23 protein-coding genes and 1 pseudogene are annotated in these 25,756 nt (G+C 71.5%); 8 read left to right on the top strand and 16 right to left on the bottom strand.

The window, feature by feature from the left end:
- Positions 1–118: 118 nt before the first annotated feature.
- From OG780_RS06160 to OG780_RS06150, 3 genes are all read right to left on the bottom strand, one after another.
- Positions 119–835, bottom strand: coding sequence for a PH domain-containing protein (locus OG780_RS06160; protein ID WP_328445480.1), 717 nt, complete (start codon positions 833–835; stop codon positions 119–121).
- Between the two features lie 110 nt (positions 836–945).
- Complete coding sequence (locus OG780_RS06155) at positions 946–3,300, bottom strand: excinuclease ABC subunit UvrA (protein ID WP_328445478.1); 2,355 nt, start codon at positions 3,298–3,300, stop codon at positions 946–948.
- Between the two features lie 225 nt (positions 3,301–3,525).
- Entirely contained in the window at positions 3,526–4,026 is a 501-nt protein-coding gene (locus OG780_RS06150) for a methylated-DNA--[protein]-cysteine S-methyltransferase (protein ID WP_328445475.1), read from the bottom strand.
- Positions 4,027–4,232: 206 nt separating this feature from the next.
- Here OG780_RS06150 and OG780_RS06145 point away from each other — a divergent pair, with 206 nt between their 5' ends.
- The 3 genes from OG780_RS06145 (at position 4,233) to OG780_RS06135 (ending at position 8,729) form a co-directional block, all read left to right on the top strand.
- Positions 4,233–5,006 carry a nuclear transport factor 2 family protein gene (locus OG780_RS06145; RefSeq protein WP_328445473.1) on the top strand — a complete coding sequence of 258 codons (774 nt, stop codon included), beginning with the start codon at positions 4,233–4,235 and terminating at the stop codon, positions 5,004–5,006.
- 84 nt (positions 5,007–5,090) lie between these two features.
- Positions 5,091–6,059 carry an aldo/keto reductase gene (locus OG780_RS06140; protein WP_328445471.1) on the top strand — a complete coding sequence of 323 codons (969 nt, stop codon included), beginning with the start codon at positions 5,091–5,093 and terminating at the stop codon, positions 6,057–6,059.
- Positions 6,060–6,638: 579 nt separating this feature from the next.
- A complete protein-coding gene (locus OG780_RS06135; protein WP_443062300.1) occupies positions 6,639–8,729 on the top strand; it encodes a ricin-type beta-trefoil lectin domain protein in 2,091 nt (696 codons plus the stop codon).
- Between the two features lie 126 nt (positions 8,730–8,855).
- Here OG780_RS06135 and OG780_RS06130 read toward each other — a convergent pair whose 3' ends face one another.
- Positions 8,856–9,599: a DUF4232 domain-containing protein gene (locus tag OG780_RS06130; protein ID WP_328445466.1), complete on the bottom strand. Its 744-nt coding sequence runs from the start codon at positions 9,597–9,599 to the stop codon at positions 8,856–8,858.
- Between the two features lie 143 nt (positions 9,600–9,742).
- On the bottom strand, positions 9,743–11,125 hold the full coding sequence (locus tag OG780_RS06125; protein ID WP_328445464.1) for a serine/threonine-protein kinase: 1,383 nt from the start codon (positions 11,123–11,125) through the stop codon (positions 9,743–9,745).
- 46 nt (positions 11,126–11,171) lie between these two features.
- Between OG780_RS06125 and OG780_RS06120 the strand changes: the two genes are divergently transcribed.
- Entirely contained in the window at positions 11,172–11,723 is a 552-nt protein-coding gene (locus OG780_RS06120; RefSeq protein WP_328445462.1) for an RNA polymerase sigma factor, read from the top strand.
- A 138-nt stretch (positions 11,724–11,861) separates the two neighbouring features.
- On the opposite strand, the gene OG780_RS06115 is transcribed toward OG780_RS06120, so the two are convergent.
- Positions 11,862–13,211 (bottom strand): jacalin-like lectin, encoded by a 1,350-nt coding sequence (locus OG780_RS06115; RefSeq protein WP_328445460.1) that lies wholly within the window; start codon positions 13,209–13,211, stop codon positions 11,862–11,864.
- A 29-nt stretch (positions 13,212–13,240) separates the two neighbouring features.
- Entirely contained in the window at positions 13,241–14,617 is a 1,377-nt protein-coding gene (locus OG780_RS06110; protein ID WP_328445458.1) for a glycoside hydrolase family 43 protein, read from the bottom strand.
- Between the two features lie 319 nt (positions 14,618–14,936).
- Between OG780_RS06110 and OG780_RS06105 the strand changes: the two genes are divergently transcribed.
- Positions 14,937–15,428 (top strand): phosphatase domain-containing protein, encoded by a 492-nt coding sequence (locus tag OG780_RS06105; protein ID WP_328445456.1) that lies wholly within the window; start codon positions 14,937–14,939, stop codon positions 15,426–15,428.
- Between the two features lie 42 nt (positions 15,429–15,470).
- On the opposite strand, the gene OG780_RS06100 is transcribed toward OG780_RS06105, so the two are convergent.
- Complete coding sequence (locus OG780_RS06100; RefSeq protein WP_103547697.1) at positions 15,471–15,686, bottom strand: dodecin; 216 nt, start codon at positions 15,684–15,686, stop codon at positions 15,471–15,473.
- Positions 15,687–16,013: 327 nt separating this feature from the next.
- Between OG780_RS06100 and OG780_RS06095 the strand changes: the two genes are divergently transcribed.
- Complete coding sequence (locus OG780_RS06095; protein ID WP_328445449.1) at positions 16,014–16,787, top strand: cobalt-precorrin-6A reductase; 774 nt, start codon at positions 16,014–16,016, stop codon at positions 16,785–16,787.
- Positions 16,788–17,186: 399 nt separating this feature from the next.
- Here the strand turns inward: OG780_RS06095 and OG780_RS06090 are convergent, their stop codons facing one another.
- Positions 17,187–17,372, bottom strand: coding sequence for a hypothetical protein (locus tag OG780_RS06090; RefSeq protein ID WP_328445447.1), 186 nt, complete (start codon positions 17,370–17,372; stop codon positions 17,187–17,189).
- Between the two features lie 129 nt (positions 17,373–17,501).
- Between OG780_RS06090 and OG780_RS06085 the strand changes: the two are divergent.
- Positions 17,502–17,778 (top strand): annotated as a pseudogene (locus OG780_RS06085) (IS5/IS1182 family transposase); the annotation flags it as partial.
- Between the two features lie 15 nt (positions 17,779–17,793).
- On the opposite strand, the gene OG780_RS06080 reads toward OG780_RS06085, so the two are convergent.
- A complete protein-coding gene (locus OG780_RS06080) occupies positions 17,794–18,309 on the bottom strand; it encodes a DinB family protein (protein ID WP_328445445.1) in 516 nt (171 codons plus the stop codon).
- A 502-nt stretch (positions 18,310–18,811) separates the two neighbouring features.
- Between OG780_RS06080 and OG780_RS06075 the strand changes: the two genes are divergently transcribed.
- Complete coding sequence (locus OG780_RS06075; protein WP_328445443.1) at positions 18,812–19,210, top strand: hypothetical protein; 399 nt, start codon at positions 18,812–18,814, stop codon at positions 19,208–19,210.
- Positions 19,211–19,430: 220 nt separating this feature from the next.
- Here the strand turns inward: OG780_RS06075 and OG780_RS06070 are convergent, their stop codons facing one another.
- The 6 genes from OG780_RS06070 to egtA all read right to left on the bottom strand — a co-directional run bounded on the left by OG780_RS06070 (position 19,431) and on the right by egtA (position 25,747).
- Positions 19,431–20,156: a DUF6348 family protein gene (locus OG780_RS06070; RefSeq protein WP_328445441.1), complete on the bottom strand. Its 726-nt coding sequence runs from the start codon at positions 20,154–20,156 to the stop codon at positions 19,431–19,433.
- Between the two features lie 195 nt (positions 20,157–20,351).
- Positions 20,352–20,978, bottom strand: coding sequence for a precorrin-8X methylmutase (locus tag OG780_RS06065; protein ID WP_328457922.1), 627 nt, complete (start codon positions 20,976–20,978; stop codon positions 20,352–20,354).
- A gap of 326 nt (positions 20,979–21,304) precedes the next feature.
- Complete coding sequence (gene egtD / locus OG780_RS06060; RefSeq protein WP_328445439.1) at positions 21,305–22,279, bottom strand: L-histidine N(alpha)-methyltransferase; 975 nt, start codon at positions 22,277–22,279, stop codon at positions 21,305–21,307.
- Positions 22,276–23,067 (bottom strand): ergothioneine biosynthesis protein EgtC, encoded by a 792-nt coding sequence (egtC, locus tag OG780_RS06055; RefSeq protein WP_328445437.1) that lies wholly within the window; start codon positions 23,065–23,067, stop codon positions 22,276–22,278. Before egtC ends, egtD begins: the two co-directional genes overlap by 4 nt.
- Entirely contained in the window at positions 23,067–24,413 is a 1,347-nt protein-coding gene (egtB, locus tag OG780_RS06050) for an ergothioneine biosynthesis protein EgtB (protein ID WP_328445435.1), read from the bottom strand. The genes egtC and egtB overlap by 1 nt, the downstream gene beginning before the upstream one ends.
- Positions 24,410–25,747 (bottom strand): ergothioneine biosynthesis glutamate--cysteine ligase EgtA, encoded by a 1,338-nt coding sequence (gene egtA / locus OG780_RS06045; RefSeq protein ID WP_328445433.1) that lies wholly within the window; start codon positions 25,745–25,747, stop codon positions 24,410–24,412. The genes egtB and egtA overlap by 4 nt, the downstream gene beginning before the upstream one ends.
- Positions 25,748–25,756: the final 9 nt, after the last annotated feature.

Genomic DNA, 25,756 nt, shown 5'->3' with positions numbered 1-25,756 from the left:
TGTTCCGGGGGCGGGCCCCTGAGATCCAGGGGTTCCGCCACCGGAGCCGCCCGAGCACACGGGCGGGGCGGAACGAGGCCACCGGAGGGCATCGGTGCCGCGCTGGGGAGCGCGTGGCTCAGCCGTCCCGCATCCGACGGCGGTACGTGGTGATCGCGGTCAGCGCGAAGACCAGCGGCAGGCCGAGCCCCAGCACCACGAGCGGCTGCAGCACCGACCCCAGCCAGCCGGGCATGTCCACGAAGAGCGGCAGCAGCATCAGCACCGTCAGCGGGACGAATGCCATCATCGAGATGGCGAAGCCGTTCAGCATCGCGCCGCGGCGGGCGTTGTGCCGGTCGACGCGGGCGGCGGCCTCGGGGACGGGCGCCCAGTCCTCGCCGCGGAGTTCCTCCCAGGCCTCCAGCAGTACCGCGACCTCGCGCTCCACGTTCACGTGCAGTTCGTCGAGGAAGGGCAGCAGCACCTTCTTGCCGTCCCGGCCGAAGGCATAGACCTGCACATCGGGTGCGTTCTCATGCAACGCCGCGCCAGGATTCAGCTCGGCCCTGATGTCCTGGATGTCCTCCCAGGCCAGCCGGCGCCGCCTGAACATGGCGCGTACATGGATCGCCTTGAGGTCCGCCGTGGTGGAACAGCGCAGGGTGGCGCGGAAGAGCCAGCCCATGAGCGCCACCCACGCGACGAGGAAGGGGTACGTGAAGGAGGTGGGCAGATCGTCCGCGTTCAGCAGGGTCAGCGCCACGCTCACCGTGCCCGTCGCGATCACCCAGAGGAGCAGACGCATCCGGGACCGCTTCAACCGGTACTCGCGAGGCAGTCTCTCGTACCCCATGCCCACTGCCCCGCTCCCCCCTGCCCAGCCCTTTTCCGACACCATGGTGTCGCCCCAACTCCCTTGTGTCGAGGGAAATTTGGGGCCTCGCGGTACGGGTCGATCAGGCCCTAGCGGCGCCCGCCGAGTGCTCGGGCGAGGTAGGGCGCCGTCCGGCCGGTCGCCGCGGCCACCCGCTCGGGTGGACCGGCGGCCACGATCCGGCCCCCCTCGTCACCCCCGCCCGGGCCCAGGTCGATGACCCAGTCGGCGCCCGCCACCACCGTCATGTCGTGCTCCACCACCACGACGGTGTGACCGGCGTCCACGAGCCCGTGCAACTGGCCCGTCAGCACCTCGACATCGGCAGGATGCAGTCCCGTCGTCGGCTCGTCGAGGAGATAGAAGGTGTGCCCCCGGCGGATCCGCTGCAACTCGCTCGCCAGCTTGATGCGCTGGGCCTCGCCGCCCGACAGCTCCGTGGCGGGCTGGCCGAGCCGCACGTAGCCGAGGCCCACGTCGAGCAGGGTGCCGAGGCTGCGCGTGACGGCCGGGGCGTCCGTGTCGGCGAAGAACCGCGCCGCCGCCTCGACCGTGAGATCCAGGACCTGCGCGATGTTCCGTCCCCGGTACGTCACTTCGAGGGTCTCGGGGTTGTAGCGCGCGCCGCCGCAGTCCGGGCACGGGGCGTAGGTGCTGGGCAGGAACAGCAGCTCCACACTGACGAAGCCCTCGCCCTGACAGGTCTCGCAGCGCCCTCCGGCCACGTTGAAGGAGAACCGTCCCGCGCCGTAGCCGCGCGCCGTGGCCTCCTTCGTCCCGGCGAACACCTTGCGCACGACGTCGAACAGCCCGGTGTAGGTGGCGAGATTGGAGCGGGGCGTACGGCCGATGGGTCTCTGGTCGACACCGACCAGCCGTCCGACGCCCGCCAGGTCCTCGGTCAACTCGCCGATCAGTGTGGACTTCCCGGAGCCGGAGACCCCGGTGACCGCGGTGAACACACCGAGCGGGAACTCGGCGGTGACCCCGCGCAGATTGTGCCGGGTCACCGGACCGACCGACACCCCTCCCCGGGGCGTGCGCACCGGGCGCGCCGGTGCGGGGGAGCGGTCGAAGAGGAAGCGTGCCGTCGCGGACTCCGGCACACCCTCCAGCGCGGCGACCGGTCCGCTGTGCAGGACCCGTCCGCCGTGCTCGCCGGCCCGCGGGCCCACGTCGACCAGCCAGTCCGCGCCGCGCACGACATCGAAGTGGTGCTCCACGACGAACACCGAGTTGCCCGCCGCCTTCAGCCGCTCCAGCACGGTGAGCAGAGCCTCCGTGTCCGCCGGGTGCAGCCCGGCGGACGGCTCGTCGAGGACGTACACCACACCGAACAGCCCGGAGCGCAACTGCGTCGCCAGGCGCAGCCGTTGCAGTTCCCCCGCCGAGAGGGTGGGGGTGGCCCGGTCGAGGCTGAGGTAGCCGAGTCCGAGCTCCATGACGGGCGCGATACGGGAGGCGAGGTCCTCGGTCAGGACGCGGGCGGTCTCGGAGTCGGCCGTGAGGGACTTCGCGAGATCGACCAGCGGCAGCGCGGCCAGCTCGGCGATGGTGCGCCCCGCGAACGTCACCGCCAGCGCCTCGGGCCGCAGCCTGCCGCCGCCGCACACCGGGCAGGGGGCGGCGGCGAGGAATCGCTCCGCCTTGGCCCGCAGGGTGGCGCTCTTCGTGTCGGAGAAGGTCTTCATGACATAGCGCCGGGCGCTCATGTACGTGCCCTGGTAGGGGCGTTGGATCCGTTCGGCCTCGCGCACCGGATGCACGGTGACCACCGGCTGCTCGTCCGTGAACAGGATCCACTCCCGCTCCTCGGCGGGCAGTTCGCGCCAGGGCCGGTCCACGTCGTGGCCGAGCGTGTCGAGGATGTCCCGCAGGTTCTTGCCCTGCCAGGCCCCCGGCCAGGCGGCGATCGCGCCCTCGCGGATCGACAGCTCCGGATCGGGGACCAGCAACTCCTCCGTCGTACGGTGGACCCGGCCGAGGCCATGGCACTCGGGGCACGCCCCCGCGGCCGTGTTCGGCGAGAACGCGTCCGAGTCGAGTCGCTCGGCGCCCGCCGGATACCGGCCCGCGCGCGAGAACAGCATCCGCAGCGAGTTGGACAGATTGGTGACCGTGCCCACGGAGGACCGGGAGGTCGGCGCCGACCTGCGCTGCTGGAGGGACACCGCCGGCGGCAGCCCCGTGATCTCCCCGACCTTCGGTGCCCCCACCTGATGGATCAGCCGCCGGGCGTAGGGGGCGACCGACTCGAAGTACCGCCGCTGCGCCTCCGCGTAGATCGTGCCGAAGGCCAGCGACGACTTCCCGGAGCCCGACACCCCGGTGAACACCACGAGGAGGTCCCGCGGGATGTCGACGTCGACACCCCGCAGATTGTGCTCCCGGGCGCCGCGGACGCGGACGTACGAGTCGTGGGGGCGGCCGTCGGGGCTGGGCATCGGCGGGACTCCTGGGGGCGGCCCGGGGCGCGGTCCGGTGGGCCGCGGCCCGGCCGTCGGGGCAGAGGGCAGGGGCAGGGGCAGGGCAAACCCCACGATTCTAGGCCGTGCCCGGTCCCGCTACCCGGGCGCGACGGGTGGGACCCGGAAGGCCGTCCGACCGGACGCCCGGCGGGGACCCGCCTACGCCGGTCATGACGGCGGGCACGGACGCGCCCGCGCCGGTCAGGACGGCACGTCCTCCAGGTCCAGGAGCTGTCGCTTGCGCTCCAGGCCCCCGGCGTAGCCGGTGAGCGCCCCGCTCGCGCCGATCACGCGGTGACAGGGGCGGACGATCAGCAGCGGGTTCGCCCCGATCGCCGTACCGACGGCACGGACCGCGGCCCTGGACGCGCCGATCCGCGCGGTGACCTCCCCGTAGCTGACCGTGGTGCCGTACGGGATGGTCTCCAGGGCCTTCCAGACGCGCCGCTGGAAGTCGCTGCCGCTCGTCACGTACTCGATGTCGAAGGCGGTCAGCCGGCCGTCGAAGTACGAGCTCAGCTGGGAGACGATCTCCCGGAAGGCGTCCGCGTCCTCCTGCCAGCCGGTCTGGACGACCGCGCCGTACTTCTGGTCCGGCACGGACAGCGCGGCGAGCGCGGTGCCGCCCTTGGCGGTGGCCGACTCCTCACCCACCAGCAGCAGTCGGCCGAGCGGGCTGTCCATGGTCGTGTAGACCGTCATCGGTCGGTCCTTTCCGAGTTCTCACGGCGTGTTCACCCTCAACAGTGCGCCCTGCGCGGCCTCGCGTCCGGCGGGATTCGGACAGAGCGCTGAGCGGGTGCTCCGGCGACGCCGTGCGGACGGGTTCTCCCGCCCGCTGGGGTCGCGCCGGGGCCGGTGCGGGCACACGATCGAAGTCGACCACTCCGCACGGCCCAGGAGTCCCCATGGTCTGGATCCCGCAGATCCCCGACCTCGTCGACCGGCTCGGCGCCGCCGAGCTCGCCGACGCCCTGCGCGACCCGGCGACGGCCACCGTACCCGTCGCCCTCGACGACCCGGAGGCCGGCCGGATCAGCGGTGTCGCCGTCCTGGCGGCCTGGCTGGCCGTGCAGGACACCTGGAGGGCGGAACGGAAGGCGGAGATCGAGGAGGTCGCCACCACGTTCGGCGAGCGGCGGGCCGTGGGGGAGTGGGTCGTCCATCTGGAGGGCGCGGAGGGCGAGCGCGTCGGGCTGCCCGTGGCCGCCGTGGTGGACCTCGCCTCCGCGCTGCCGGTGCGGGTCCACCACTCCCGGCTGCCGCTGCTCGGCCGGCACGTCGTGCGCCGCCCCATGACGCCGCCCGATCCGTCGGCGCGCGTCTCCGACGTGGTGGGCGCCTACCTGGCCGCCCTCGGCGCGGGGGACACCGCGGCCGTCGTCGCCGCGTTCGCGCCGGACGGGTCCTTCCGGGGGCCGGCCGCCGACGCGCGCCGGTACACGGGGACCAAGGAGCTGACCGAGCTCCATGACGCCTTCTTCTCCGCGTGCGGCGGCATCCCGCTCACCCTGTGCACCGTGACCGAGGACGGCACCCGCACCGCCTTCGAGTACGTCGTCGACCGCTGGGGCGGCGCCGCTCTGCCGCCGCAGCCGGGCCTCGCGGTCTGCACCCGGGGCGGCGATGGCCTGATCGCGTCGGCGCGGGTGTACGACGATGTGGAAGCACCCGTGGAGTAGGGCTGTCGGGCGTCCCCGGCGGGCAGGGATGTGTCCTCGGATCTCCCCGCCCCACCCCCACCGGCAGCGAGAGCAGGAGTGAGCATGCGGTACGTGAAGCTCGGTTCGACGGGTCTGGACGTCTCCCGGATCTGCCTTGGCTGCATGAGCTTCGGCCTGCCCGACCGGGGCGTCCACGAGTGGACCCTCGACGAGGAGGCCTCGCGCCCCTTGATCCGCCAGGCGCTGGAGGCCGGGATCACCTTCTTCGACACGGCGAACGTGTACTCGGACGGCACCAGTGAGGAGATCGTCGGACGGGCGCTCGGCGAGTTCGCGCGCCGCGACGAGATCGTCATCGCCAGCAAGGTCAACGGCGCGATGCACGAGGGCCCCAACGGCCGTGGCCTGTCCCGCAAGGCGATCATGACGGAGATCGACAACAGTCTGCGCCGCCTCGGCACCGACTACATCGACCTCTACCAGATCCACCGATTCGACCGCCACACCCCCGTCGAGGAGACGATGGAGGCGCTGCACGACGTGGTCAAGGCGGGCAAGGTCCGTTACCTCGGGGCGAGTTCGATGTACGCGTGGGAGTTCTCCAAGGCCCAGTACACGGCCACGCTGCACGGCTGGACCAGATTCGTGTCCATGCAGAACCACTACAACCTCCTCTACCGCGAGGAGGAGCGCGAGATGCTGCCGCTCTGCGCCGACCAGGGTGTCGGCGTCCTGCCGTGGAGCCCGCTGGCCCGAGGCCGCCTCACCCGTGACTGGGACACGTCCACCGAACGCAGCCGAGGCGACCGGTTCGGCCGGAACCTGTACCAGGACGGCGACCGCGGGATCGTCGACGCGGTCGCGCGCGTCGCCGCCGGGCGCGGGGTGCCGCGCGCCACGGTCGCGCTCGCCTGGCTGCTGACGCGCCCCACCGTGACCGCGCCCATCGTCGGCGCCGGCAGGGCGGCGCACATCGAGGACGCGGTCGCCGCGCTCGACCTGGAGCTCTCGGACAAGGAGACCGAGGAGCTGGAACAGCCGTACACACCCCGGGCGATCAGCGGTCACTGACGCGTACGAGCCGCCGCGGCGCCGACCGCCCCCGAGCCGGCGACGCCCCGGGCACCGCGACCGGGCCGGCCGTCGCAGGGCGCTCGTCGCCGTGGCCCGGCGTGCCCACGACGGCCGGCACCGGGCGGACCAGGAATTCCGTGCGGAAAGGTGCTCGGATGAGCGCATGAGAGCGCTCCCATTGTGGAGACTTCGGGACGGAAGGTCGGGCTGCCGGGTTTCCGAATTTCTTTTGGCGCGAGCTCGCTGACATTTGGTCAATATTCGCGGCCCTGCCGCATTAAGTGAAAATCCGGGATCGCTTGTTCCCGCTCGCCGCCCTGTGCAAAGGTGGGCGTTGTCGGCGTGCAGACAATATTGGGTTCGTTCTGCACGCGTGCGGCGCGCCCGCTTCCCCTCGCCCGAAAGGGCTGTCAGGGGCGGTCGTTCGCGACGTCACCCCCTGGGTAGGCCCTCCGGTTCCGACGGGCGGTCCACATACCCATTGGTATGGACAATTGCTGTGCTGCCTTTGGAAGGAAAGCGGACGTGAATGACGGAACGCTGTCTCATTCGTCTGACCCCGACCGCTTGTTCGAGGTGTCGGATGAACGGCTCGCTGCCGAGCTGAAGAGGCAGGGTGGCGCGCCCGGGAACTATCCCGTCGGGGAACTCCTGGACCGGCACTGGGAGGCGGTGTTCTCTTACGCGCGGCTGTGCACCGGCGGCGTACGGCCCGCGGGAATGCTCACCACCGCCTCATTCACGCGGATGTTCGGGGATTCGCTGCACCAGGCCGGGCCGAGCGCCGCATGGCGACCCCAACTGCTCGTCACCGTCCGCCGCATAGCGGCCGAGTGGCTCATGGACCAGCGGCGTGAACTGCTCGCTCCGGAACTTCTGGCCGAAGCGGACCGGGAGGACCGCGTGGACCGTGCGGCGGCCCGACTGCTTCCGCCGGAGGACAGGCGGCTCATCTCCCGCGCGTTCCAGCGGCTGCCCGAGCCGGCCCGCTGCCTGTTGTGGCACGGAGAGGTGGAGGCCGAACAACCGGAGGTACCCGCGGCCCTGTTGGGGATCTTCCCCGAGGACGCGGTCACCGAACTGGAGCGGGCCAGAGAACGCCTGCGCCAGGGCTGTCTGGAGATCCACCACGAACTCGCCCCCAGTCAGGAGTGCCGCCGCTACCACCGCATGCTCGACGTCTCCTTCCGCCGCGGCGGTAGCGACCTCGACCCCGACCTGCGGAACCACATGGACGAATGCGGCCACTGCCGGTACGCGGCCGACCAGTTGAGCCGGTTCAACGGCGAACTCGCCGTCCCGCTCGCCGAGGCGGTGCTCGGCTGGGGCGCGCGCGCCTATCTGGCCTCCCGGCAGGCGCGGGCCGCGGCGGCCACGGAGGCGGTCCAGGAACAGGAGGGCGACGGTACCGGCCAGTTCTACGCGGATGGAACGACCGGCGCCGGAAGCGGCCCGGCCTTCACCGGCGGAGCCACGGGTGCCACCGGCGGCCCGGCCGCCGGGACCGCCGAGATCGTCGAGTTCCAGCCCGACGCCGACGACGTACGCCCTCCGGGCCTTCCTCCGCGAACCCCGCCGGACGCCCTTCGGTACAGCGACACCCCGCCCACGGCCCACGAGAGGGCCACCCCGCGGTCGGCGACCCCGTCCGGACAGGACGCCCCCGGACCCGGCGAAGGCAGGCGCGCCTCCCGCCGCCGGGGCGCGACCCGTACCGGCGACGGAACCCGCGCCTCCCGCCGGGCCGCGGGGCGCAAGGCGGCCCGGCGCGCGCCCGGCCGCCGCAACGTCGCCGTCGCCGTGCTGACCCTCAGCGCACTCGTCGCGGTTCCGCTGGTCCTGTGGGCGTCCGACGCGGACCCGGACGGCCGGCACGACACGACCGACGGCGGCCGCACGTCGGCGGCACCGAGCCGGGAAACGAACCCGTCGTGGGCCCGGAACGGAGAGAAGAAGGACGGGACCGTGCGCGGCCGACTGCGCAACGCCGCGACCGACCGGTGCGTCGGTTTCGCCGGAACGACGCCCGCGAGCGGTGCCGAGGCCCGGCTCGTCCCGTGCTCCTCGGAGTCGGCGACGGAGTGGTCGTACGTGGCGGACGGGCTGCTGCGCGACGCGGCCCACCCGAACCTGTGTCTCGACTCCCACCTCGCCTACTCCGTCCAACTGGCCCCCTGTACAGGCGCGTCGCAGCCCGGCGGCAAGAACATCCGCTACGACTTCACCCTCCAGGGCATGCTCGTGCCGCGCTGGAACCAGGACCTGGCCCTCGTTCCCGCGTCGGCCGAGGGGGAGTCCGACCTCGTCCTCAAACTCCGCAAGGACGAACCGATCCAGCGCTGGACGCTCGACACCTCCTCGCCCTCGCTCCAGCTGGAGGTCGTCAACTGGGACTCCACGAAGGGTGACGCGAAGGGCTCCGCCACCGGCAGGCCCTCCACGTCCGCGACGGCACCCGTCAGTCCCCGGACGCCCACCGCGACGGCCGCGACCCCGTCACAGGCCACTCCGTCCGCGGAGCCGTCCGACAGCACCTGCGCCTCCGCGTCCGCCCTCTGCCCGGGGGACGGTCCGGGCGGCTCGCCCCGGGACGGCGGATACGGCACGGGCTCCGGTTCCGGGGGCTTCGGATCGTTCGGCGGCGGGGGTGAGGGCGGCCGCCGATGACGTGACGGGCTCCGGCGGCAGCCTGCCCTCGGGCCGTCAGGAGGACGCCGTGCCGGTCGCCTCGCCGGCGCAGATGCCGCCGCCGGCGAAGTCACCGGCCTCGGCACGGCCGTCGTGGGGCTACGGTCAGGGGGCGGTCCCGGGGCTGAGGACGGTCAGGCGGACCGATGACGCGTTGCCGGACACGGGCACCGTGCCCTGCGTCCACGCCACCGTGAGCGAGTCCAGCTCGTCGGGCGGCGTGACGATCAGCGAGGCGGGAGTCGCCGTGTCCGCCCCGCTGATCTCCGGGTTGGAGAAGGTCAGGCCCGACCACGCGCTGTGCCCGGGCGCGAGCGCGACCGTCGTCGGCGTGCCCGGGGACCGCTGGGGGTCGGGTCCGAGCTGCTTGCCGGAGGCGTCGACGAAGGCCGCGCCGGGGTAGCCGCGCACCGTGCAGGTGCGCCCGGACTTGTTCGTCAGGACGATCGGGAAGTTCTCCTGCCCCGCTCCGGGGTCGTTGCGGCCGACGGAGGCGCGCAGCTCCGAGGTGTGGCACCGCCCGCCGCCACCGGCGCTCCCCGAGGTGGCCGTGGCCGAGGCGGACCCGCTCCCCGTCCCGGTTCCCGCCTTCTTCGACGGGGAACTCGTGGCCGGGCTGGCCGCCGCGGTGGAACCCGCCTTCGTGCTCGTGTCGCCGGAAGCGGGTCCGGCCGTACCGGGAAGCGTCTTCGGGGAACTCTGCGGGGAGCCGTTGTTGCAGGCGGTCAGCAGGCTCAGCAGGGCGGCACCCGCGAGCAGCGCCACCCTCCGGGCTGTGGGTGAAACGCGGTGCGCGGACACCGTGCCGGGCCGGTCCGGGGCCGCCACCGTGCGCGGGAAGGTCGACATGTCACCACTCCTTGCGAATCTCCGTACGAGGCCATCGCACCTGTGCGGGGCGCGTCGCGCCCCTTCACTCCTCTTGGATGCGTCCGGGGACCGAAAAGTTCGCGGGATCGCCGACGGGTTCCGGCGGGACCGTCTGCCCATGATCAGGCCTTGAGGCGTACGGAGGCTATGACGCCGTCGGCCGTGTCGTCGTCGCCGCTCTCCTGGCGGATCTGGACGTACACCTGGGGCTGCCCGCCGCCCGGCGAGGTCAGCGCGGCCTCGGTGAGACGGCCGTCCTTGCCGGGACAGCCGTCCCAGGTCCGTATCAGCCCGTGCCAGCGCGCGCCGGAATAGGCGTGGCTTCCGGCGTAGTGGCATCCCGGGTGCGCGATGGCGCGGACCTCGCCGGTCACGTCGCCGCGTGCGCTGAGTCCGACGAAGGCTCCGTCGACGCCGGCGCGGAGGTCCGGCCAGCGCGCCAGGCGGTTCGCGACGACGAGGCCGGGTTCCGTGCCGTCCTCGAGACCCAGCGACCGCGGATTCCACCCGGAGTCGCGTACCTGCCCGCCCCAGCCTGCCGGCACCTCCACCGTGATCCGGCCCGTGCTGTCCTCGACCGCGAGGGTGCTCGCCGCGGACCCGTTCGTCAGCAGTACGGCGGTGACGCCGGCGGCGCAGGCCACGGCGGCACCGGCCAGCGCGAAGAGCGTGGTGCGCCGGCTTCGCCGGGACGCGGGGGCACCTCCGGCCGCGACCTCCCCGGCCAGCCGTTCGAGCTCCGCCGCGAAGACGGCGGCGCTCGGCCAGCGCCGCTCCCGGTCCGGTTCCATGGCGCGCAGCAGTGCCCGTCCGACGTCCGGACCGAGGCCCGTACGGAGCCGGTCGGGGCGTTCGACCTTGCCGGGCGGGCCCGGAACCGAACCGGTGACGAGGTGGTGGCCGAGGGCACCCAGGCTGTACACGTCGGCCCGCGCGTCGATCCCGGATCCGGGCCGGACCTGCTCGGGCGGGGTGTAGCCGGCCGAGCCCGCCGCGAGGGTGAGTCCGGAGGCCTGGGCCAGGCTCTTGGCGAGCCCGAGATCGGCCAGCAGCACCCGGTCGGCTCCGCCGGGCGTGGTGCGCAGCAGCACGTTGGAGGGCTTGATGTCGCGGTGCACGATCCCGGCCGCGTGCAGCGCGGCAGCGCCCCGCGCCGCGAGCGCCGTCAGGCGCAACGCCTCGGCGACCGGCAGCGGACCGGCCTCGATCCGCTCGGCGAGGGTGCCCCCGTCGGCGTACTCCATGACGAAGTAGGGCCTGCCGTCAGGGAGTTCACCGATGTCGTAGACCTGTACGACCCGGCTGGAGTCGGCCTTGCGCAACAGTCGCGCCTCGGTGAGGAAGCGCTCCCGGACGTCCAGGCGGTCGACCCAGTTCTCGGTGAGAACCTTGACCGCGACGGCCGCGTCGAGAACGTCGTCACGGGCGAGCCAGACCACGCCGAAACCACCGGCGCCCAGGCGCCGTTCGAGGCGGTAACGGCCGATCCGCTCCAGCGGGTGCATACGACTATCATGCCTGGCCTCTGACCGGCACCGAGGGGAGCGCCAGGTGGGCGAGGCGGCGGAGACCGAGGAGCTCGCGCTGCGGGCGGCGGCCGGGGACCGGGCGGCACTCGACGTCCTGTTGCGGCAGGTCCGGCCCGAGGTCGTGCGGCGCTGCGGGCGCTTTCTGCCCTGCCGCGAGGACGCCGAGGAGGCGGCCCAGGACGTCCTGCTCCAAGTCGCCCGGAACATCACGGCGTTCGAGGGGCGCAGCCGGTTCGGCACCTGGCTGCACACGGTCGTCGCCAACTGCGCCCGACAGAAGTACCGCGAGCTGAAGCGGCGTGCCGCCGAGCGGCCGGAGGCCATCGACGCGGCCCGGTACGTCGATCCGCGGACGACCAGTGTCATCGCGGGTTCCCGGGTCGACCTCCTGGAGGCGCTGGAGCGCCTGGAGCGCGAACACCCGCATCTGGTGGAGCCGTTGGTCTACCGGGACATCTGCCAACTCGAGTACGCGGAGGCAGCCGAGCGCGTCGGCGTTCCGCTCGGCACGCTCAAGTCCCGTCTGCACGAGGCACGCAGAAGGGTCAGGCCCTGGCTGTCGGACGCTTCCTGACCGGGTGACGGGGTGCCCGGGTGACGGCGTGACAGGGTGCCCGGGCGACGGGGTGATTCGGATGGCCGGCGGCCGGTGGCACCGGGTTCCCGCCGGGTCCGGGAACCCGGCGGGAACGATCTGGTGCCTGCCGTCCGGTCAGCGCTGGGTGTAGATGAAGCCGATCTTGTCGACCTCGTCCCCGGCGCGGCCGTGGAAGCCGGCGATCTGCCGGCCGCTCGGCGCGGTGCGGGTCACGCAGTCCGACGTCGTCGTGCCTCCGGACAGGGTGCGGCCGAGGCTGGTGGTGAACTTCACCGAGAATATGCGGGTATGACTGTCCTTCACTCCCTCGCAGAGCTGCACGGAAGTGACGTACTCGCCGCTGCCGAGGGTCAGCGAGGCGCTGGTACCGCCCGTGCCGCCGTGGGTGAGTGTGGTGCCGTCGCTCAGTGTCAGTCCCATCCGGTCGATCCGTGCGCCGCTGCCGAGGGACACGACGGACGCGCGGGCGCCGGCCGGCACCCGGGCGATGTCGTTGAAGTAGTCGCCGTGCGGCCCGCCGAACTGGTCGCTGAGCTGGAAGCCGCTGTTGCGTGACCAGGTGAACGACGCGGTGATCGGGTCGTGGTCGGAGAGCATCAGGCCGTCGGAGGTCAGGAAGCGTGTGTGCTCGTTGTGGTAGTTCGTGGCGTCGAGCGTGACGAGCTTGCTGCCACGGTAGAGGATCTTGTCGACGACCTCGCAGGTGTCGGGCACGGTGGTGCCGCTCTGGTCGCAGACGAGGGCGTCGCTTCCCTTGGCCGGCGGGGTGCCGCCGCGGACGAGCTGGACCCAGGCGTCCGCCAGCCCGTTGGCGGCGGCGAACTCCGCGATGGTGTCGCCGGAGCGGGTGTAGCGGGTGTTCGTGTCGCCCATGACGACGACGGCGTTGCCCGGGGAATGGGAGCCGATGAAGGCGGTGAGCTGGTTGAGATTGTCGGCGCGGGAGGCGAGATCGCCGTCATTGGTGCCCGCGTTGGTGTGCACGTTGTAGAAGTCGACGTAGACACCCTCGGCCAGGCGCTCCCGCATGAACGTGAAGCCCTTGGGCGTGAGGCAGTCGCCGGAGTCGATCTGACAGGAGTTCCAGCCGACCCGCTCGAAGTCGTCGGTGTCGTACGAGATCTTCGAGAGGGTGTTGAGACCGCTGCCGATGCCCGCGCCGCCGCTGGTGGGGGTGCGGTAGGCGTGCGCGGTGTCGGACGCGTACAGCGCCGCGTGGTAGTTGAAGTCCTCCTCGACGTGGACGATGTCGTAGGGGGCGACGAGTCCGCCGATCGCCGTGGTCGCGGCCTGGCGGGGTGTCGGCGCGCTGGAGATGCCTTCGGGCAGCCCGGCGACGTTGTAGCTGAGCACGCTGAAGGTGCCGGAGTCGGCGGCCGTGGCGGGGGACGCGGCCGCGGTGAGTCCGCCGAGCGCGGCGGCTGCCGCGGCGGCACCGGCGAGAAGTCTGCGGAGAGGGGACATCGGGGGTGTCTCCAGGGGACGAAGGGACGTCAAGAACCGACCGAGAAGGTGGCGTCGGCCTTGTCGGTGGAGGTGGAGATCGGATCGATGCGCAGCACATAGTTTGCGTGCCTGAGGTAACGGCTCGGGTTGTTGTGGGAGCGGAACGACGACCACGAGGTGTCGGCCAGGCCCGCGGTCCGGTGGAACGTGGCGTCCTGGGCGAACGTCGTGGTCCCGTCGTCGACGTCGAGCGTCATCTGGTAGTTGCTGTGGCGCAGGTAGCGCGTCGGGTAGTTGACCGAGCGGAACGAGACGCCCGCCGTGTCGGCGAGTCCGGGAACGAGCGTCCACTGCGAGTCCGTGTACGGGTCGAAGGGGTACTCGTCGATCCGGCCTACGTAGTTGGAGTGCCGGACGTAACGCGCCGGATAGTTGTAGGACTTGAGCCGGTTCCAGGCGGGGGCACCCCACTTGGCGAGGAGGCTGTCGTACTCCGTCGTGGTGATCGGCTGGATGCTCGCGTGCTTGGAGTTCAGCGGCTGTGTGTAGAGCCGCTGGTCGACCGCCGTCCAGGTGCCGCTCGCGAGGTCGGCCGACTGCCAGGCGTAGAAGACCCCGTTGGGCGTGTAGGTGTCTCCCCAGAGGAACCAAGTTCCGGTCGACTGGGACCTGACGAGGATCGGGGCCTCGGTGCCGCCGTGGGCGACCGGTGTGCTGAACACGGTGAAGCTGCCGGGGTTCAGGGACGTCGACCTGGCGCCCACCAGCGTCTGGTCCTTCTTGAAATAGAGGTAGTTCACTCCGCCGACGCCCACGGCCAGGTCACCGTCGATCACGTCGTAGCCGGGGTCGAAGAAGACCTGTGGGGCCGACGCCGTGACGAAGTCGGACGTGTAGTTGACCATGATGACGTTGTGGCCGCTGGAGTCGACCGCGGAGTAGATGATCCCGTACTGCCCCCGCCCCGCGTCCCAGTAGGCCTCGGGTGCCCAGCTGTGGGTGGCCATGTCGTGCAGTTTCAGGCGCCGGTAGCCGCTGAAGGACCGCAGATCGGCGGAGTCCCAGACATGGATGTACTGGCTCTGCAGACTCCAGTCGGTGCCCTTGAGGTCGGTGGCGAGCACCACGAACGTGTCGTCCTGTCTGCGCAGGACGAACGGATCGCGCAGACCGCCGGTGCCGCCGGACGGGGTGACGACGGGCTTGTTCTGGTTCAGCGGTGTCCACTGCAGCGAGTCGGCGCTGACGGCCAGATGCAGGCCGTAGTCCGCTCCGTCGCCGTTCGGGGACTCGGTGAAGTACCCCATCACGTAGGCGGTCCCGGCCGCGGCGCGGGCCGGGGCGCCGAGGGCGAAAGCGGCGGTGAGGCCGGCCATAGCCCCGAGGGCGACCCGCCGGGAGGGCTGAAGGGGCCTGTCGTTCATGCCGGTCTCCTCGGTGTTCGTGCGAGGCGCCGCGACACACCCGGGCCGAGGGCCCGGTGGCTCGGTGGTGTGTACGCGGACGCCGTCGGCAGGCGGAAGCCGGTCACGCCGTCCGGCTCGGGACGTCGACGGAACCGACTCGGTTCGAGATACCGAATGCTGTGCGACATGCTGTGCGAGGCATTACGGTAAGGGCTTGCCCGGTGGTGTGAACAGGGCTTGGAGAGACGGAAGTTGAGCGTGTTCACGCCGCTTCGCGCTCCCGGGGCGGGGTGTTGTGGCCGGCTCGTTGTCGGAGTCGCTGTCTAGGCTGGTCCGCGTGAAGGATCAGAGCAGCAGACCACTCGCCGTGTTCGACCTCGACGGCACCCTCGCGGACACCGCGCACCGGCAGCGGTTCCTGGAGCGCTCGCCGCGGGACTGGGCAGGGTTCTTCGCGGCGGCGTCCGAGGATCCGCCGCTCGCGGAGGGCGTCGAGCTCGCGCTGAGCAGCGCGCGGGAGTGCGAGGTGGTCTATCTGACCGGCCGTCCCGAGCGGTGCCGGCGGGCGACCGTGGAGTGGCTGGCGGAGCACGGCCTGCCGGAGGGGCGCATCTGGATGCGGCGCAACGACGACCGCAGGCCCGCCCGCCGCACCAAGCTGGAGATCCTTCGCCGGCTGGCCCGTGACCGGGAGGTCCGCGTCCTCGTCGACGACGACGAGTTCGTGTGCGAGGAGGCGGAGCGGGCCGGCTTCACGGTCGTACGGGCACGGTGGGCCGCCGCGTCGGCGGCACTGAAGGACGCGCAGGAGCGGGAGGGGCGGACCTGAGGGTCTCGGCGGGTCCGGTGGACCCGTGGGACGCGGGTCGGGTCAGTCGGCGTCCTCCAGCCGGAAACCGAGCTTCAGACCGACCTGGTAGTGCTCGATCCGCCCGTTCTCGATCTGGCCCCTGACCTGCGTTACCTCGAACCAGTCGAGGTTGCGCAGGGTCTGCGAGGCCCGGGTGACCCCATTGCGAATGGCCTGGTCGACGCCTTCGTGGGAGGTCCCGACGATCTCGGTGACCCGGTAGGTGTGCTCGGACATGCGGCTGCTCCTCTCCGCCGTGGCGGGAGTGCCAGGCGTGATTCCACGGTGCCCCACCGGGTGGCGCTCCGCGAGACGGCGGGGTGTCCCGGGTGATGCGGGGGCGTCCGGGACCGGCGGGGACCGTACGGCGTGGGCGGTGTCCGGGGTCGGCTCCGGGGGCCGGCCGGGCCCGTACGCCGTGACCGATCACGTCGGTCTCTCCCGCGTCCGCGCGACCACCGGGGGCGGATCCGGCCTCGGGCCGCGGTGTGCTTGGGTTGGGCCCTGCGACCGCCCCGCGGCCGCGCTGCCCACGCCTCACCCCGCGGAAGGGAACCGGACGTCGTGCACGTACTGATCCTGGGTGGTACGACCGAGGCCCGACGTCTCGCCGAGAGTCTGGCGCCGGGGACGCCTGCCGGCCTCAGGGTGACGAGCTCGCTGGCCGGACGCGTGGGAGCGCCCAGGCTGCCGCCCGGCGAGGTGCGCATCGGCGGCTTCGGCGGTGCGGAAGGGCTGGCGCGGTGGCTGGGCGAGCACGCGGTGGACGCGGTCGTCGACGCCACGCATCCGTTCGCCGGAACCATCAGTTCCAACGCGGCCGCGGCGGCGGCCGCCACCGGTGTTCCCCTGCTCGTCCTGCGGCGCCCCGGCTGGGTGCCGGTCGCGGGCGACGTCTGGCACGAGACAGGGTCCTTGGAGGAGGCCGCCGGACTCCTGCCCTCACTGGGCCGCAGGGTGTTCCTCACCACGGGCCGGCTGGGTCTTGCGGCCTTCGCGGCTCTGGAGGACCTGTGGTTCCTCGTACGCTCCGTGGACGCGCCGCAGGCTCCGGCTCCGGCCCGTATGGAGGTGCTGCTCGACCGGGGCCCCTTCACACTCGGGGGAGAACGGGAACTGCTCCGGCGCCACGCCATCGACGTCGTGGTGACGAAGGACAGCGGCGGACAGGCCACCGCGCCGAAACTGACCGCGGCCCGTGAGGCGGGACTGCCCGTGGTCGTGGTCCGCAGACCACCGGTGCCGCCCGGGGTCCCGATCGTGCCCGCCCCGGAGGCGGCCGCCGCCTGGATCACAGCACGGCTCCACCGAGGCGGCACGCTCCCGGATCCCGGCTGACCTCCACGGATCGCTGAGATCACCGCCCTGCGCCTGAGTCCGGTCAAGTCTTGTTCATGCGGTAATGGCTTCGCCGGTCAAGGAACTGAATGAAGTCGCCCCGTACACCCCGGGAGTGGAAAATCTCTGCACCCCCGGGAGATGACGGCCGGATGGCGCGGGGCGACGGACGACGTCCCGCGCTCGCTGCCGGTCCAGGATGCGCACGCCGCTCGGCGCATTGCGCTCGCACTGGTTCCAATCGAACTCGAGGTCCACGAGCCGGTTGAGTCGCAGCCGTCGGGAGGCGTGGGGACGAAGCGAACCGCCCCGGACGGACCGGAACATCCGGCTTGCCCAGGGCGGCTCAGTCAGCGGTCGGTCGTGGCAACTGCAGAGGTTCGCCGATGGAGAATCCCGTCAGCGGAGGAGCCTCTTGCGCGCCCGAAGAAACCCGATCACCCCGCCGACAACGACCAGGTACACGGTCAGTGGTCCGTCGTTCAGGATGAGTCCGGGCATGGCGATGACGGCCACGATCAGGAGCCATCCGCATCCGGCCATCCCGATGTCCGCTGAATCAGGACGGCGCCCTTCGTCGTCCACCCGTTCCCCATTCGCTGGCTGGTACCTGATCGGCACGTTATTTGGACAACTGGCCTGCGTAGCACCACTGTTTGAAACCGTACGCGGCCCTGCCGACCGGCCCAACCGGCCAACCCACATGCCGATTAGGCGTACTCCTCCCGCCGCAACCGCCGTTGCCTGCGCAGACGGCAGATCAAGCGCACCATCCCCGAGCCGAAGAACCAGCAGGCCAACCGCAAACGCCGCGGCAGCAAGGGCGGACGGCCCGCCGGCTTCGACAAGACGATCTGCAAGCGCAGGAACGAAGTCGAACGGACCGTCTTGGCGCTCAAAGAACTCCCGCGCCGTGGCCACCAGGTTCGACAAGCGCGCCTATGTGTTCCACGGCACCGTCACCCTCGCCTCGATCAGGCTCCGCTCGTGACCCGCACGACAGGTCTCAGACGCCGGTCCGCCCGTCGACGAGCTCACGCACGACGTCGAGGTGGCCGTTGTGGCGGGACGTCTCCTCGATGAGGTGGAGGATCACCCAGCGGAGATCGACGTGGCGGCCGTCGCTGATGGGACGCTTGGCCGTTGAGTTCAGCTCGTGGTCGGACACCAGGCGACGGTAGCGGGCACTCTGCTCCTCGTACTCGGCGAGAAGCTGGGGCAGCGGGATGTCGACTGCTGTCCGCATCTCAGGGTCGGGATCGTCGTCGGTCGCCTCGGTGAGCGGTCCCGCAGGTTCCTCGCCCAGGAACATCACTTGGAACCAGTGGTACTCGACCCACCGCAGATGGCTGATCAGGCCGCACAACGTCATCAGCGGTGAACTCGGGAGTGGGGCCTTGCGGGCGTCTTCGGCGGACACGCCCTCACACTTGGCTCGCGCGGTGTCACGGGCGTAGTCCAGGAAGGTGGCCAGCTGCGTACGCTCGTCCCACGAGGGAGGCGTGTCGGTTCGTTGAAGCATCAGGGGAGTTTCCCGCAGCTCGGAACGGGTGTCGACTCAATTGATCGGAAGCACCGTCAAGTGCCACAGCACCGGCTGTGTTCAGGGAGAGCCCGGCAAGATCCGCCGGCCAGGCCCTGAGCGGGGCTCTGGCGGCAAGAGGCCCTCAAGCCGGCAACGCGTTGAACGCCCGCCGGCCGTCTCGGGGTCGTCGGAGGGTGCTCGACGACGACCAACGCTGGCAACCGTCGCCAGTCAAGCCGCAGGTCGCAGCGTGGGTCGATCGCACGGCCGCAGGTCGGAGACCCGGCCCTTCACTTCTTCCTGTCCTGCGTCCCGGACCGGGCCGTCTCATTCATCCGGCCGGCTGCATCCACCCCAGCTGAAGCAAGAGCCCCGATGCCGTGTCCCAACCGTGCCCAATGGGACGGTGACATCGCTGCCACGACGGTCTTCGAGACCGCTCACGGGCCCCGCAGGGACTCCGGCACCGGCGGGGTATTCTCCCCGACGGAGGGGTGCCATGACTTCGTTGATCGTGCTGGCCTGCGGGTGCTTGATGGCGTTCCTGGGGGCGTTGACCTTGAACGGTCGGCTGGGAGCGCATCACAGCGATCCCCGGAAGGCCGGTTGGGGCTTCGTCCTGATGGGTTCCGCTTTTGTCCTGGACGGACTGCCGAGACTGGTCGGATGGTCCTACGCGGTGGGCTCGGACCTCGCCGGCGTAGCCATGATTCTCATCGTGCTCGGCGGCGTGCTTCAGGTCCTCGGCGGACCCAAGCTACGGGCAACCCGACTCCTGACACCACTGGCTGACACCAACAAGCCCGAACCGCACCGGGCAACAGCGAACGTCAGCGGTTGGCCGGCCGAGGAAGAGCAGGACCCGTCCCTTGGCGATGACGACCCACGACGGACCTGACAAGGCTGCGGCAGCGAGGTGAAGGCTGCTCGCCGGCCGCGATTCCTGTGCCGTGCAAGCGGCTGCCCCACCTGCGTATTCGGTTGTTCATGCAGGGCTGAACCTGCAACGGTCACCGACATGGACGTGGTTCTGGCGCCGAGGTCGGTGAGCTGGGCCCGCTGTGCTGTGCCGACTGCTGAGCCGCTGGAAAATGGCTGACCCGCGACGACAACACGGCTTACGTTTCGAGCGGGGAGACCAGCGCGTAGTGGCGAACGGCTGTGAACACCTTTGGCTCGGGAAGGTTCAGCGCCGCCATGGCGGCCGAGGCGGTTTCGTGGCGTTCCCCGTTGACCCGGATCTCGGTCTGCATCGCGCCGGGCCGGCCGCCGTAGAAGACCTTGACCCCGTTGAAGTACGGCGATTCCAGGTCTGCGGTGAAGGTGTCCGCGATGCGGTGCAGCACGTTCGCGTCAAGCAGCGCAGTCTGCAAGCGCCGGTTCTCGGCGCCGTCGAGCCCGAAGGCGACCGTGCCGGAGATGATCGAGTGCCGGCCCGGAACGCCGCGCTCGTGATCGGGTCCCGCGTGGCCCGCGAAGCGTGAGCGTGGGTCGAGGAGCTCGAGCATGCACGCGCCCGCCGTCTGCACCCACACGTCGGCCGCCTTGCGGAGATCGCCGGACATCGCCACGACACAGTCTGTGAAGCAAGGGACGTCCGGCTGGAGGCTTACGTCGGGCAGGGCGACGAGGTCGTAGTGGCGGCCGCCCCCGTGGTGGGGCGGAGCCACGCCCACCGCCCAGCCGTTCGGGCTGCTCAGCGAATTGCCCTTGAGTTCGGCGCCCCGCGTGACACCCGGCGCGTACTCCTCGAGGCTCGCCTTCACGAGGGCTAGGAACTCGAGGTCGGACAGGCGCTCTTCAGACTGCTGGGCTTTGCGCGCACGACGTCGTATCCAGGACATGCTGTGGATAGTAACTGCGTGACGACGCAGACGAACGGCAGCGGACGTGCTCGGACACCCATGAGCCGTCGCAGCAGGTGAGGACCGCAACAGCTCAGGGTCCTGGTCCTGTCCAAGTGCCTCCCGACGGAGCAGTTGCCCAGACCTCCAAGCCGTCAGTGGCAAGGTGACCTCGACGGCGCCTGGACCTCTCGGTCACTCCACCTCGCTCGCGATCGCGTTGATCGCGGCGGCTGCGATGGCGCTGCCGCCGCGGCGGCCCCGTACGACCAAGTGGTCGAGGCCGGAGGGGTGTTCGTTCAGAGCCTGCTTCGACTCGGCGGCGCCGACGAAGCCGACGGGCACGCCGATGACCGCGGCGGGGCGCGGCGCGCCCTCCTCGATCATCTCCAAGAGGCGGAACAGCGCGGTGGGAGCGTTGCCGACGGCCACCACGGCGCCGTCCAGGCGGTCGCGCCACAGCTCCAGGGCGGCCGCGCTGCGCGTGGTGCCCAGTTCCGCCGCCAGGTCCGGCACCGACGGGTCGGAGAGCGTACAGATCACGTCGTTGTCCGCGGGCAGCCGTTTGCGCGTGATCCCGCTCGCGACCATGGAGACGTCACACAGGACGGGCGCGCCCGAACGCAGGGCTTCGCGGGCGCGGGCCACCACGTGGGGCGTGTAGGCGAGGTCGCGGACGAGGTCCACCATGCCGCACGCGTGGATCATCCGGACCGCGACCTGGCTGACATCGGCGGGCAGGGCCGCGAGATCCGCTTCCGCGCGGATGGTGGCAAAGGACTCGCGGTAGATGGCCGCGCCGTCCTTCTCGTACTCGAACACTGTCTTCTCGCTCATCCGTCGACGTCGTTCCGGGCTTGTGCCCGGGCCCGGGCACGAGACCGGCCGGCCGGAGGACGCGGGCATGGGCGCGAGCATACCGATCACGACCCGAACAGCGATTCCGTCGAGGCTGGGCAGGTCGGAACGGGCGGCCGGTTCATGGTCGGAAGACGAGTTGTGGCCCGGGCCCGGGCCCGGGCCGGGGCCGGCGGCCCCGGCCCCGTTGTGCGGCCTGGGCCGGGCGGTCCCCCGGGACCTGCCGACCGGGGATCCGGGCCCGGCCGTGGTCGACGTGGGAGCCGGTTCCGTTCCGGGAAGGCGCGGCCTTACGGCGAGTTCTCCACCGCCTCGCTCAGCGACAGCGCGAACCGGCCCTCCGCGTCCGTCCACCAGTGGGACAGAGCGAAGCCCGCCGTGGCCAGTTCACCGCGGACACCGTCCTGGCGGAACTTCGCCGAGATCTCGGTGCGGATCTCCTCGTCTTCCGTGAGGTGGACCGCCAGATCCAGTGCCGGGACCTTCACGGTCTGCGTGACGCGCGACCGCAGCCGCATCTCGATCCACTCGTTCTCGGGGTCCCAGAGCGCCACGTGATCGAACGCGTCGAGGTCGAAGTCGGCACCGAGTTCGCGGTTGACGACGCTCAGCACGTTCTTGTTGAACGCCGCCGTGACCCCGGCCGCGTCGTCGTAGGCGGTGACGAGCACCGACGCGTCCTTGACCAGGTCGGTGCCGAGCAGCAGGGTGTCGCCGGGCGACAGCAGTGACCGTACGGACGCCAGGAACGTCGCGCGCTCGGCGGGGAGCAGATTGCCGATCGTGCCGCCGAGGAAGGCCACGAGCCGCGGCCCGGGGGTGTCCGGGAGCGTGAGGCCGCCGGTGAAGTCGGCGATCATCGCGTGGACGTTCAGGCCGGGCCGCTCGGCGATCAGCGCGTGACCGGCCTGGGTGAGCGCGCTCTCGCTGACGTCCACGGGCACGTACGTGTGCAGGTCCGGCATCGCGTCGAGCAGATGGCGGGTCTTCTCCGAAGATCCCGAACCCAGCTCGACGAGCGTGCGCGCACCGCTCGCCGCGGCGATCTCGGCGGCCCGCGTCAGCAGGATCTCGCGTTCCGCGCGCGTCGGGTAGTACTCGGGGAGTTCGGTGATCTTCTCGAACAACGCGCTGCCGTGGGCGTCGTAGAACCACTTCGGCGGCAGGGTCTTGGGCAGGTGACCGAGGCCGAGCAGGACATCGGCGCGCAGTGCCGCGTCCGTGGCGTCCTCGGGAAGGGTGCGGGTCAACAGGAACGGACTCACGTACGGGGCTCCTTGTGCTGTGCGGATGCCATGTCGTCGCTCATGTCCTTGAGCGGGGTGAGCAGCACCTCGGTGCGGTTCGCGGTGAGAAGGGTGTGGTCGGGGACCTCCCGCCACAGCGGGTCGTCGTCGTACGGCTCGGAGGCCACGACAGTGCGGCGGCCGGTCTCGGTCAGGTACCAGAGGGTGTCGCCCCAGGCGGTCGCGGTGATCGTCTCGCCGTTGGTGAGCAGCAGGTTGAGCCGGGACCCGGGGGCCGCCTCGGCGACCTCCAGGACGGTGTCGGCCAGCGCCTGGCCCTCCTCGTCGCCGGCGAGCAGCCGGCGCAGGACCAGGGCCCACACGAACGCCGAGTCGCACCGGGCCTCCAGCGACAGCAACTCGGCCGGAGGCAGGCCCGCCACGAGCGGGGCGAGCGTGTCGGGCCAGCCGCGGACGGCGCCGTTGTGGCTGAACAGCCAGGGGCCCGCGGTGTACGGCGCCGCCGCGGCCTCCCCGTCCGCGCCCGCCACGGTCGCGTCCCGCACCGCGGCGAGCAGCGCCCGCGTCCCGATCACCCGGGCCAGGTCCGCGAACGACTGGTCGCCCCAGATCGGACCGGCGCGCCGGTAGCGGGCCGGTGCCGGGTCCCCCTCGGCGTACCAACCCACCCCGAAACCATCGGCGTTGACGGTCCCATAGCGCTGGAGCCGGGGCGCCCACGACTGCCGGTACAGGCTGTGCTCCGGTGTCACGAGGAGCGCGCCGAGCCTCTCCTCGCCTCCCAGGAACGCCAGATGACGGCACATCAGACGTCCTCGTCGCGAGCCGTGCGGAACCCGCAGAAGATCTGCCGCCGGATCGGATAGTCCCAGTTGCGGAACGTGCCCCGGCAGGCCACCTTGTCCACCGCGAACGAACCGCCGCGCAGCACCTTGTACTCAGGGCCGAAGAACACCTCCGAGTACTCCCGGTAGGGGAACGCGACGAACCCGGGGTAGGGCTCCAGATCGCTCGACGTCCACTCCCACACATCGCCGATCAACTGCCGTACGCCGAGCGGCGAGGCGCCCGCCGGATAGCTGCCCGCCGGGGCCGGGCGCAGATGGCGCTGGCCCAGATTGGCGTGGACCGGCGAGGGGTCCTCGTCGCCCCACGGGTAGCGCCTGGAGCGGCCGGACACCGGGTCGTGACGGGCCGCCTTCTCCCACTCGGACTCGGTGGGCAGCCGCCGCCCCGCCCAGCGCGCGTACGCGTCGGCCTCGTACCAGCACACGTGCAGCACCGGCTCCTGTGGCGGCACGGCCTCCGTCACCCCGAAACGGCGCCGCAGCCACTGCCCGCCCTCGCGCCGCCAGAACAGCGGCGCCTCGATGCCGTGCGCGCGGATGTGGTCCCAGCCCGCGGGAGTCCACCAGCGCTCCTCGCCGTAGCCGCCGTCCTCGATGAAGGCCTGGTAGGCGGCGTTGGTGACCGGAGTGGTGTCGATGAAGAACGACGGGACCGTGCGCCGGTGCGCGGGGCGCTCGTTGTCGAGCGCCCACGGTTCGGTGGAGGTGCCCATCACGAACGGGCCCCCGGGCACCAGGACTTCGGCGGGCCCGTTGAACGGCGCGGCGGGCTCGGGGTCGGGTGCCGTGAGGGCGACGGGCCCCCGGCGGAGCTGATGGGTGATCAGCATGGTCTCGTCGTGCTGCTGTTCGTGCTGCGCGATCATGCCGAACGCGAAGCCCGACTCGGTCAGCCGGGTGCCCTCGAACGAGGCGCTCTCCAGGACGTCCAGAGCCCGGCCGCGCACCTCGGCCGCGTACGTACGGGCTTCGGCGGGCGGCAGCAGCGGCAGCGAGGGCCGTTCGGAGCGTGCGTGCTCGAACGCGTCGTAGAGCCCGTCTATCTCGGGCCGCATCGCCTCACGCCCGGCGACCGCCCGCAGCAGCCACAGTTCCTCCTGGTTGCCGATGTGCGCGAGGTCCCAGACGAGCGGGGACATCAACGGCGAGTGCTGCGCGGTCAGATCGGGGTCCTCCACGCAGGAGGTGAGCAGGGCGGTGCGGTCGCGGGCGGTGGTGAGCGCGTCCAGCGCGCGCTGCCGGAGCGAATCCGGATCCGTGCGCGGACCGGGAGCGGTCGTGTCGGAAGCGGTCGTGCCGGTCATGTGTTCATGTCCTTCCCGTCGGACAGACCCTGTGGGCGGGCGGCGGGGCGCCGCCCGGACCGGCCGTCGTGGTGTGAGGCGGCCGCGCCGACCAGGTCGTCGGCGGGGCAGCGGCCCCGGGCCACGTAGCGGTCGGTGAACTCGGCCACCGCGTCGAGCACTTCGGTGGTGGCACCGAGCCGGGGCAGTGCCTCGTACGCGGCCGCGAAGCAGACCGCCGCGGCCTCGCGCAGCTCCGGATCGGCGAGGCCGAACCGCGCCGCGTCCTGCCACAGCGGGTTGCGCGGCGCCGGTGCCGGACCGGCGCGCTCCGCGAGCGGCTTGACGGTCCGGTAGGCGACCTCGGCGGCGTCCGGGTCGTCGAACAGCGCCGCCGTCACCGCGAGCGGCACGATCCAGCCGTCCTCGCCCGGCTGCGCGTCGATCATGCGGAGCTCCAGATGACCGCGCGGCCGGACCGGTGGGAACAGCGTGGTCATGTGGTAGGCGAGGTCCGCCCGGTCCGGTGGCGCGGCGGACCGCGTCCAGTCCCGGAAACTGAGCGCCTCCGGGACCTCCCAGGGACCCTCGGGCGCCCGTACGCACATCACCGGCGCGTCCAGCACACGCCGTGCCCAGGCCGCACGGGGATCGCCGTCCAGGGGCGGTGCGTCGGTGCGTCCGGGGTCCATCGACGCCCACAGCGACTGGCGGGTGGACCGCCAGCCCGTGTGCCGTCCGCGGGCCATCGGCGAGTGGGCGAACGCGGCCACCAGGACCGCGCCGAGCTGATGGGCCAGCCACCAGCGGCGCCCGTGCCCGAGTGGGCCCGGCTCCTCGTACCCGGCGTCCACGCACACCTGGACCGATGCCGACGTGCACATCATGGCGCGGCCCTCGGGACCCGCGCGGTCGAGATACCGCTCCATGGCGTCGTACCTGGGCTCATGGAGATAGCGGCTCGGGGGGTTCCAGGGATCCTGGCCGAAACCGCTGAGGCCGAGGCCCGCCTCGCGCAAGGTGGCGCGTACGGCGTCCAGGTCGGCCGAGACGGATCCCACGCACTCCATCAGGGAGCCGGCGGGGGCGGAGCTGAGCTCCAGCTGTCCACCGGGTTCGACGGTGAGCGCCGAACGCAGGGGCAGGGTCCGCAGCGCCGCATAGGCCGCTTCGAGTCTTTCGGGTGCTACGCGGAGCCGGGGCCCGCGCAGCTCGTGGACGAGCCATTCCACCTCGACACCGAGGAGGCGGGGCGGACCGGTCTTGAAGCAGATGCCACGGACCAGTGCCTCCACCTCGGCCTCGGTGACATGGGAGCGTCGTCGCTCCGTACAGTCACTCACCGAATCGGACATGTCGGGATC

It is taken from the genome of Streptomyces sp. NBC_00386 (assembly GCF_036063235.1).
Lineage (GTDB): Bacteria > Actinomycetota > Actinomycetes > Streptomycetales > Streptomycetaceae > Streptomyces.
Note: the sequence above shows the minus strand (reverse complement) of the source record. Positions and strands in the feature narration are given on the sequence as shown.

What these genes read in the sequence shown, in the direction of transcription:
- OG780_RS06075 (WP_328445443.1), top strand. Translation starts at nt 18,812, where the DNA reads ATGACTTCGTTGATCGTGCTGGCCTGCGGGTGCTTGATGGCGTTCCTG.
- OG780_RS06080 (WP_328445445.1), bottom strand. Translation starts at nt 18,309, where the DNA reads ATGCTTCAACGAACCGACACGCCTCCCTCGTGGGACGAGCGTACGCAG.
- egtC (WP_328445437.1), bottom strand. Translation starts at nt 23,067, where the DNA reads ATGTGCCGTCATCTGGCGTTCCTGGGAGGCGAGGAGAGGCTCGGCGCG.
- OG780_RS06130 (WP_328445466.1), bottom strand. Translation starts at nt 9,599, where the DNA reads ATGTCGACCTTCCCGCGCACGGTGGCGGCCCCGGACCGGCCCGGCACG.
- OG780_RS06115 (WP_328445460.1), bottom strand. Translation starts at nt 13,211, where the DNA reads ATGTCCCCTCTCCGCAGACTTCTCGCCGGTGCCGCCGCGGCAGCCGCC.
- OG780_RS06110 (WP_328445458.1), bottom strand. Translation starts at nt 14,617, where the DNA reads ATGAACGACAGGCCCCTTCAGCCCTCCCGGCGGGTCGCCCTCGGGGCT.
- OG780_RS06155 (WP_328445478.1), bottom strand. Translation starts at nt 3,300, where the DNA reads ATGCCCAGCCCCGACGGCCGCCCCCACGACTCGTACGTCCGCGTCCGC.
- OG780_RS06125 (WP_328445464.1), bottom strand. Translation starts at nt 11,125, where the DNA reads ATGCACCCGCTGGAGCGGATCGGCCGTTACCGCCTCGAACGGCGCCTG.
- OG780_RS06140 (WP_328445471.1), top strand. Translation starts at nt 5,091, where the DNA reads ATGCGGTACGTGAAGCTCGGTTCGACGGGTCTGGACGTCTCCCGGATC.
- OG780_RS06145 (WP_328445473.1), top strand. Translation starts at nt 4,233, where the DNA reads ATGGTCTGGATCCCGCAGATCCCCGACCTCGTCGACCGGCTCGGCGCC.
- OG780_RS06150 (WP_328445475.1), bottom strand. Translation starts at nt 4,026, where the DNA reads ATGACGGTCTACACGACCATGGACAGCCCGCTCGGCCGACTGCTGCTG.
- egtB (WP_328445435.1), bottom strand. Translation starts at nt 24,413, where the DNA reads ATGACCGGCACGACCGCTTCCGACACGACCGCTCCCGGTCCGCGCACG.
- OG780_RS06160 (WP_328445480.1), bottom strand. Translation starts at nt 835, where the DNA reads ATGGGGTACGAGAGACTGCCTCGCGAGTACCGGTTGAAGCGGTCCCGG.
- egtA (WP_328445433.1), bottom strand. Translation starts at nt 25,747, where the DNA reads ATGTCCGATTCGGTGAGTGACTGTACGGAGCGACGACGCTCCCATGTC.
- OG780_RS06070 (WP_328445441.1), bottom strand. Translation starts at nt 20,156, where the DNA reads ATGTCCTGGATACGACGTCGTGCGCGCAAAGCCCAGCAGTCTGAAGAG.
- OG780_RS06100 (WP_103547697.1), bottom strand. Translation starts at nt 15,686, where the DNA reads ATGTCCGAGCACACCTACCGGGTCACCGAGATCGTCGGGACCTCCCAC.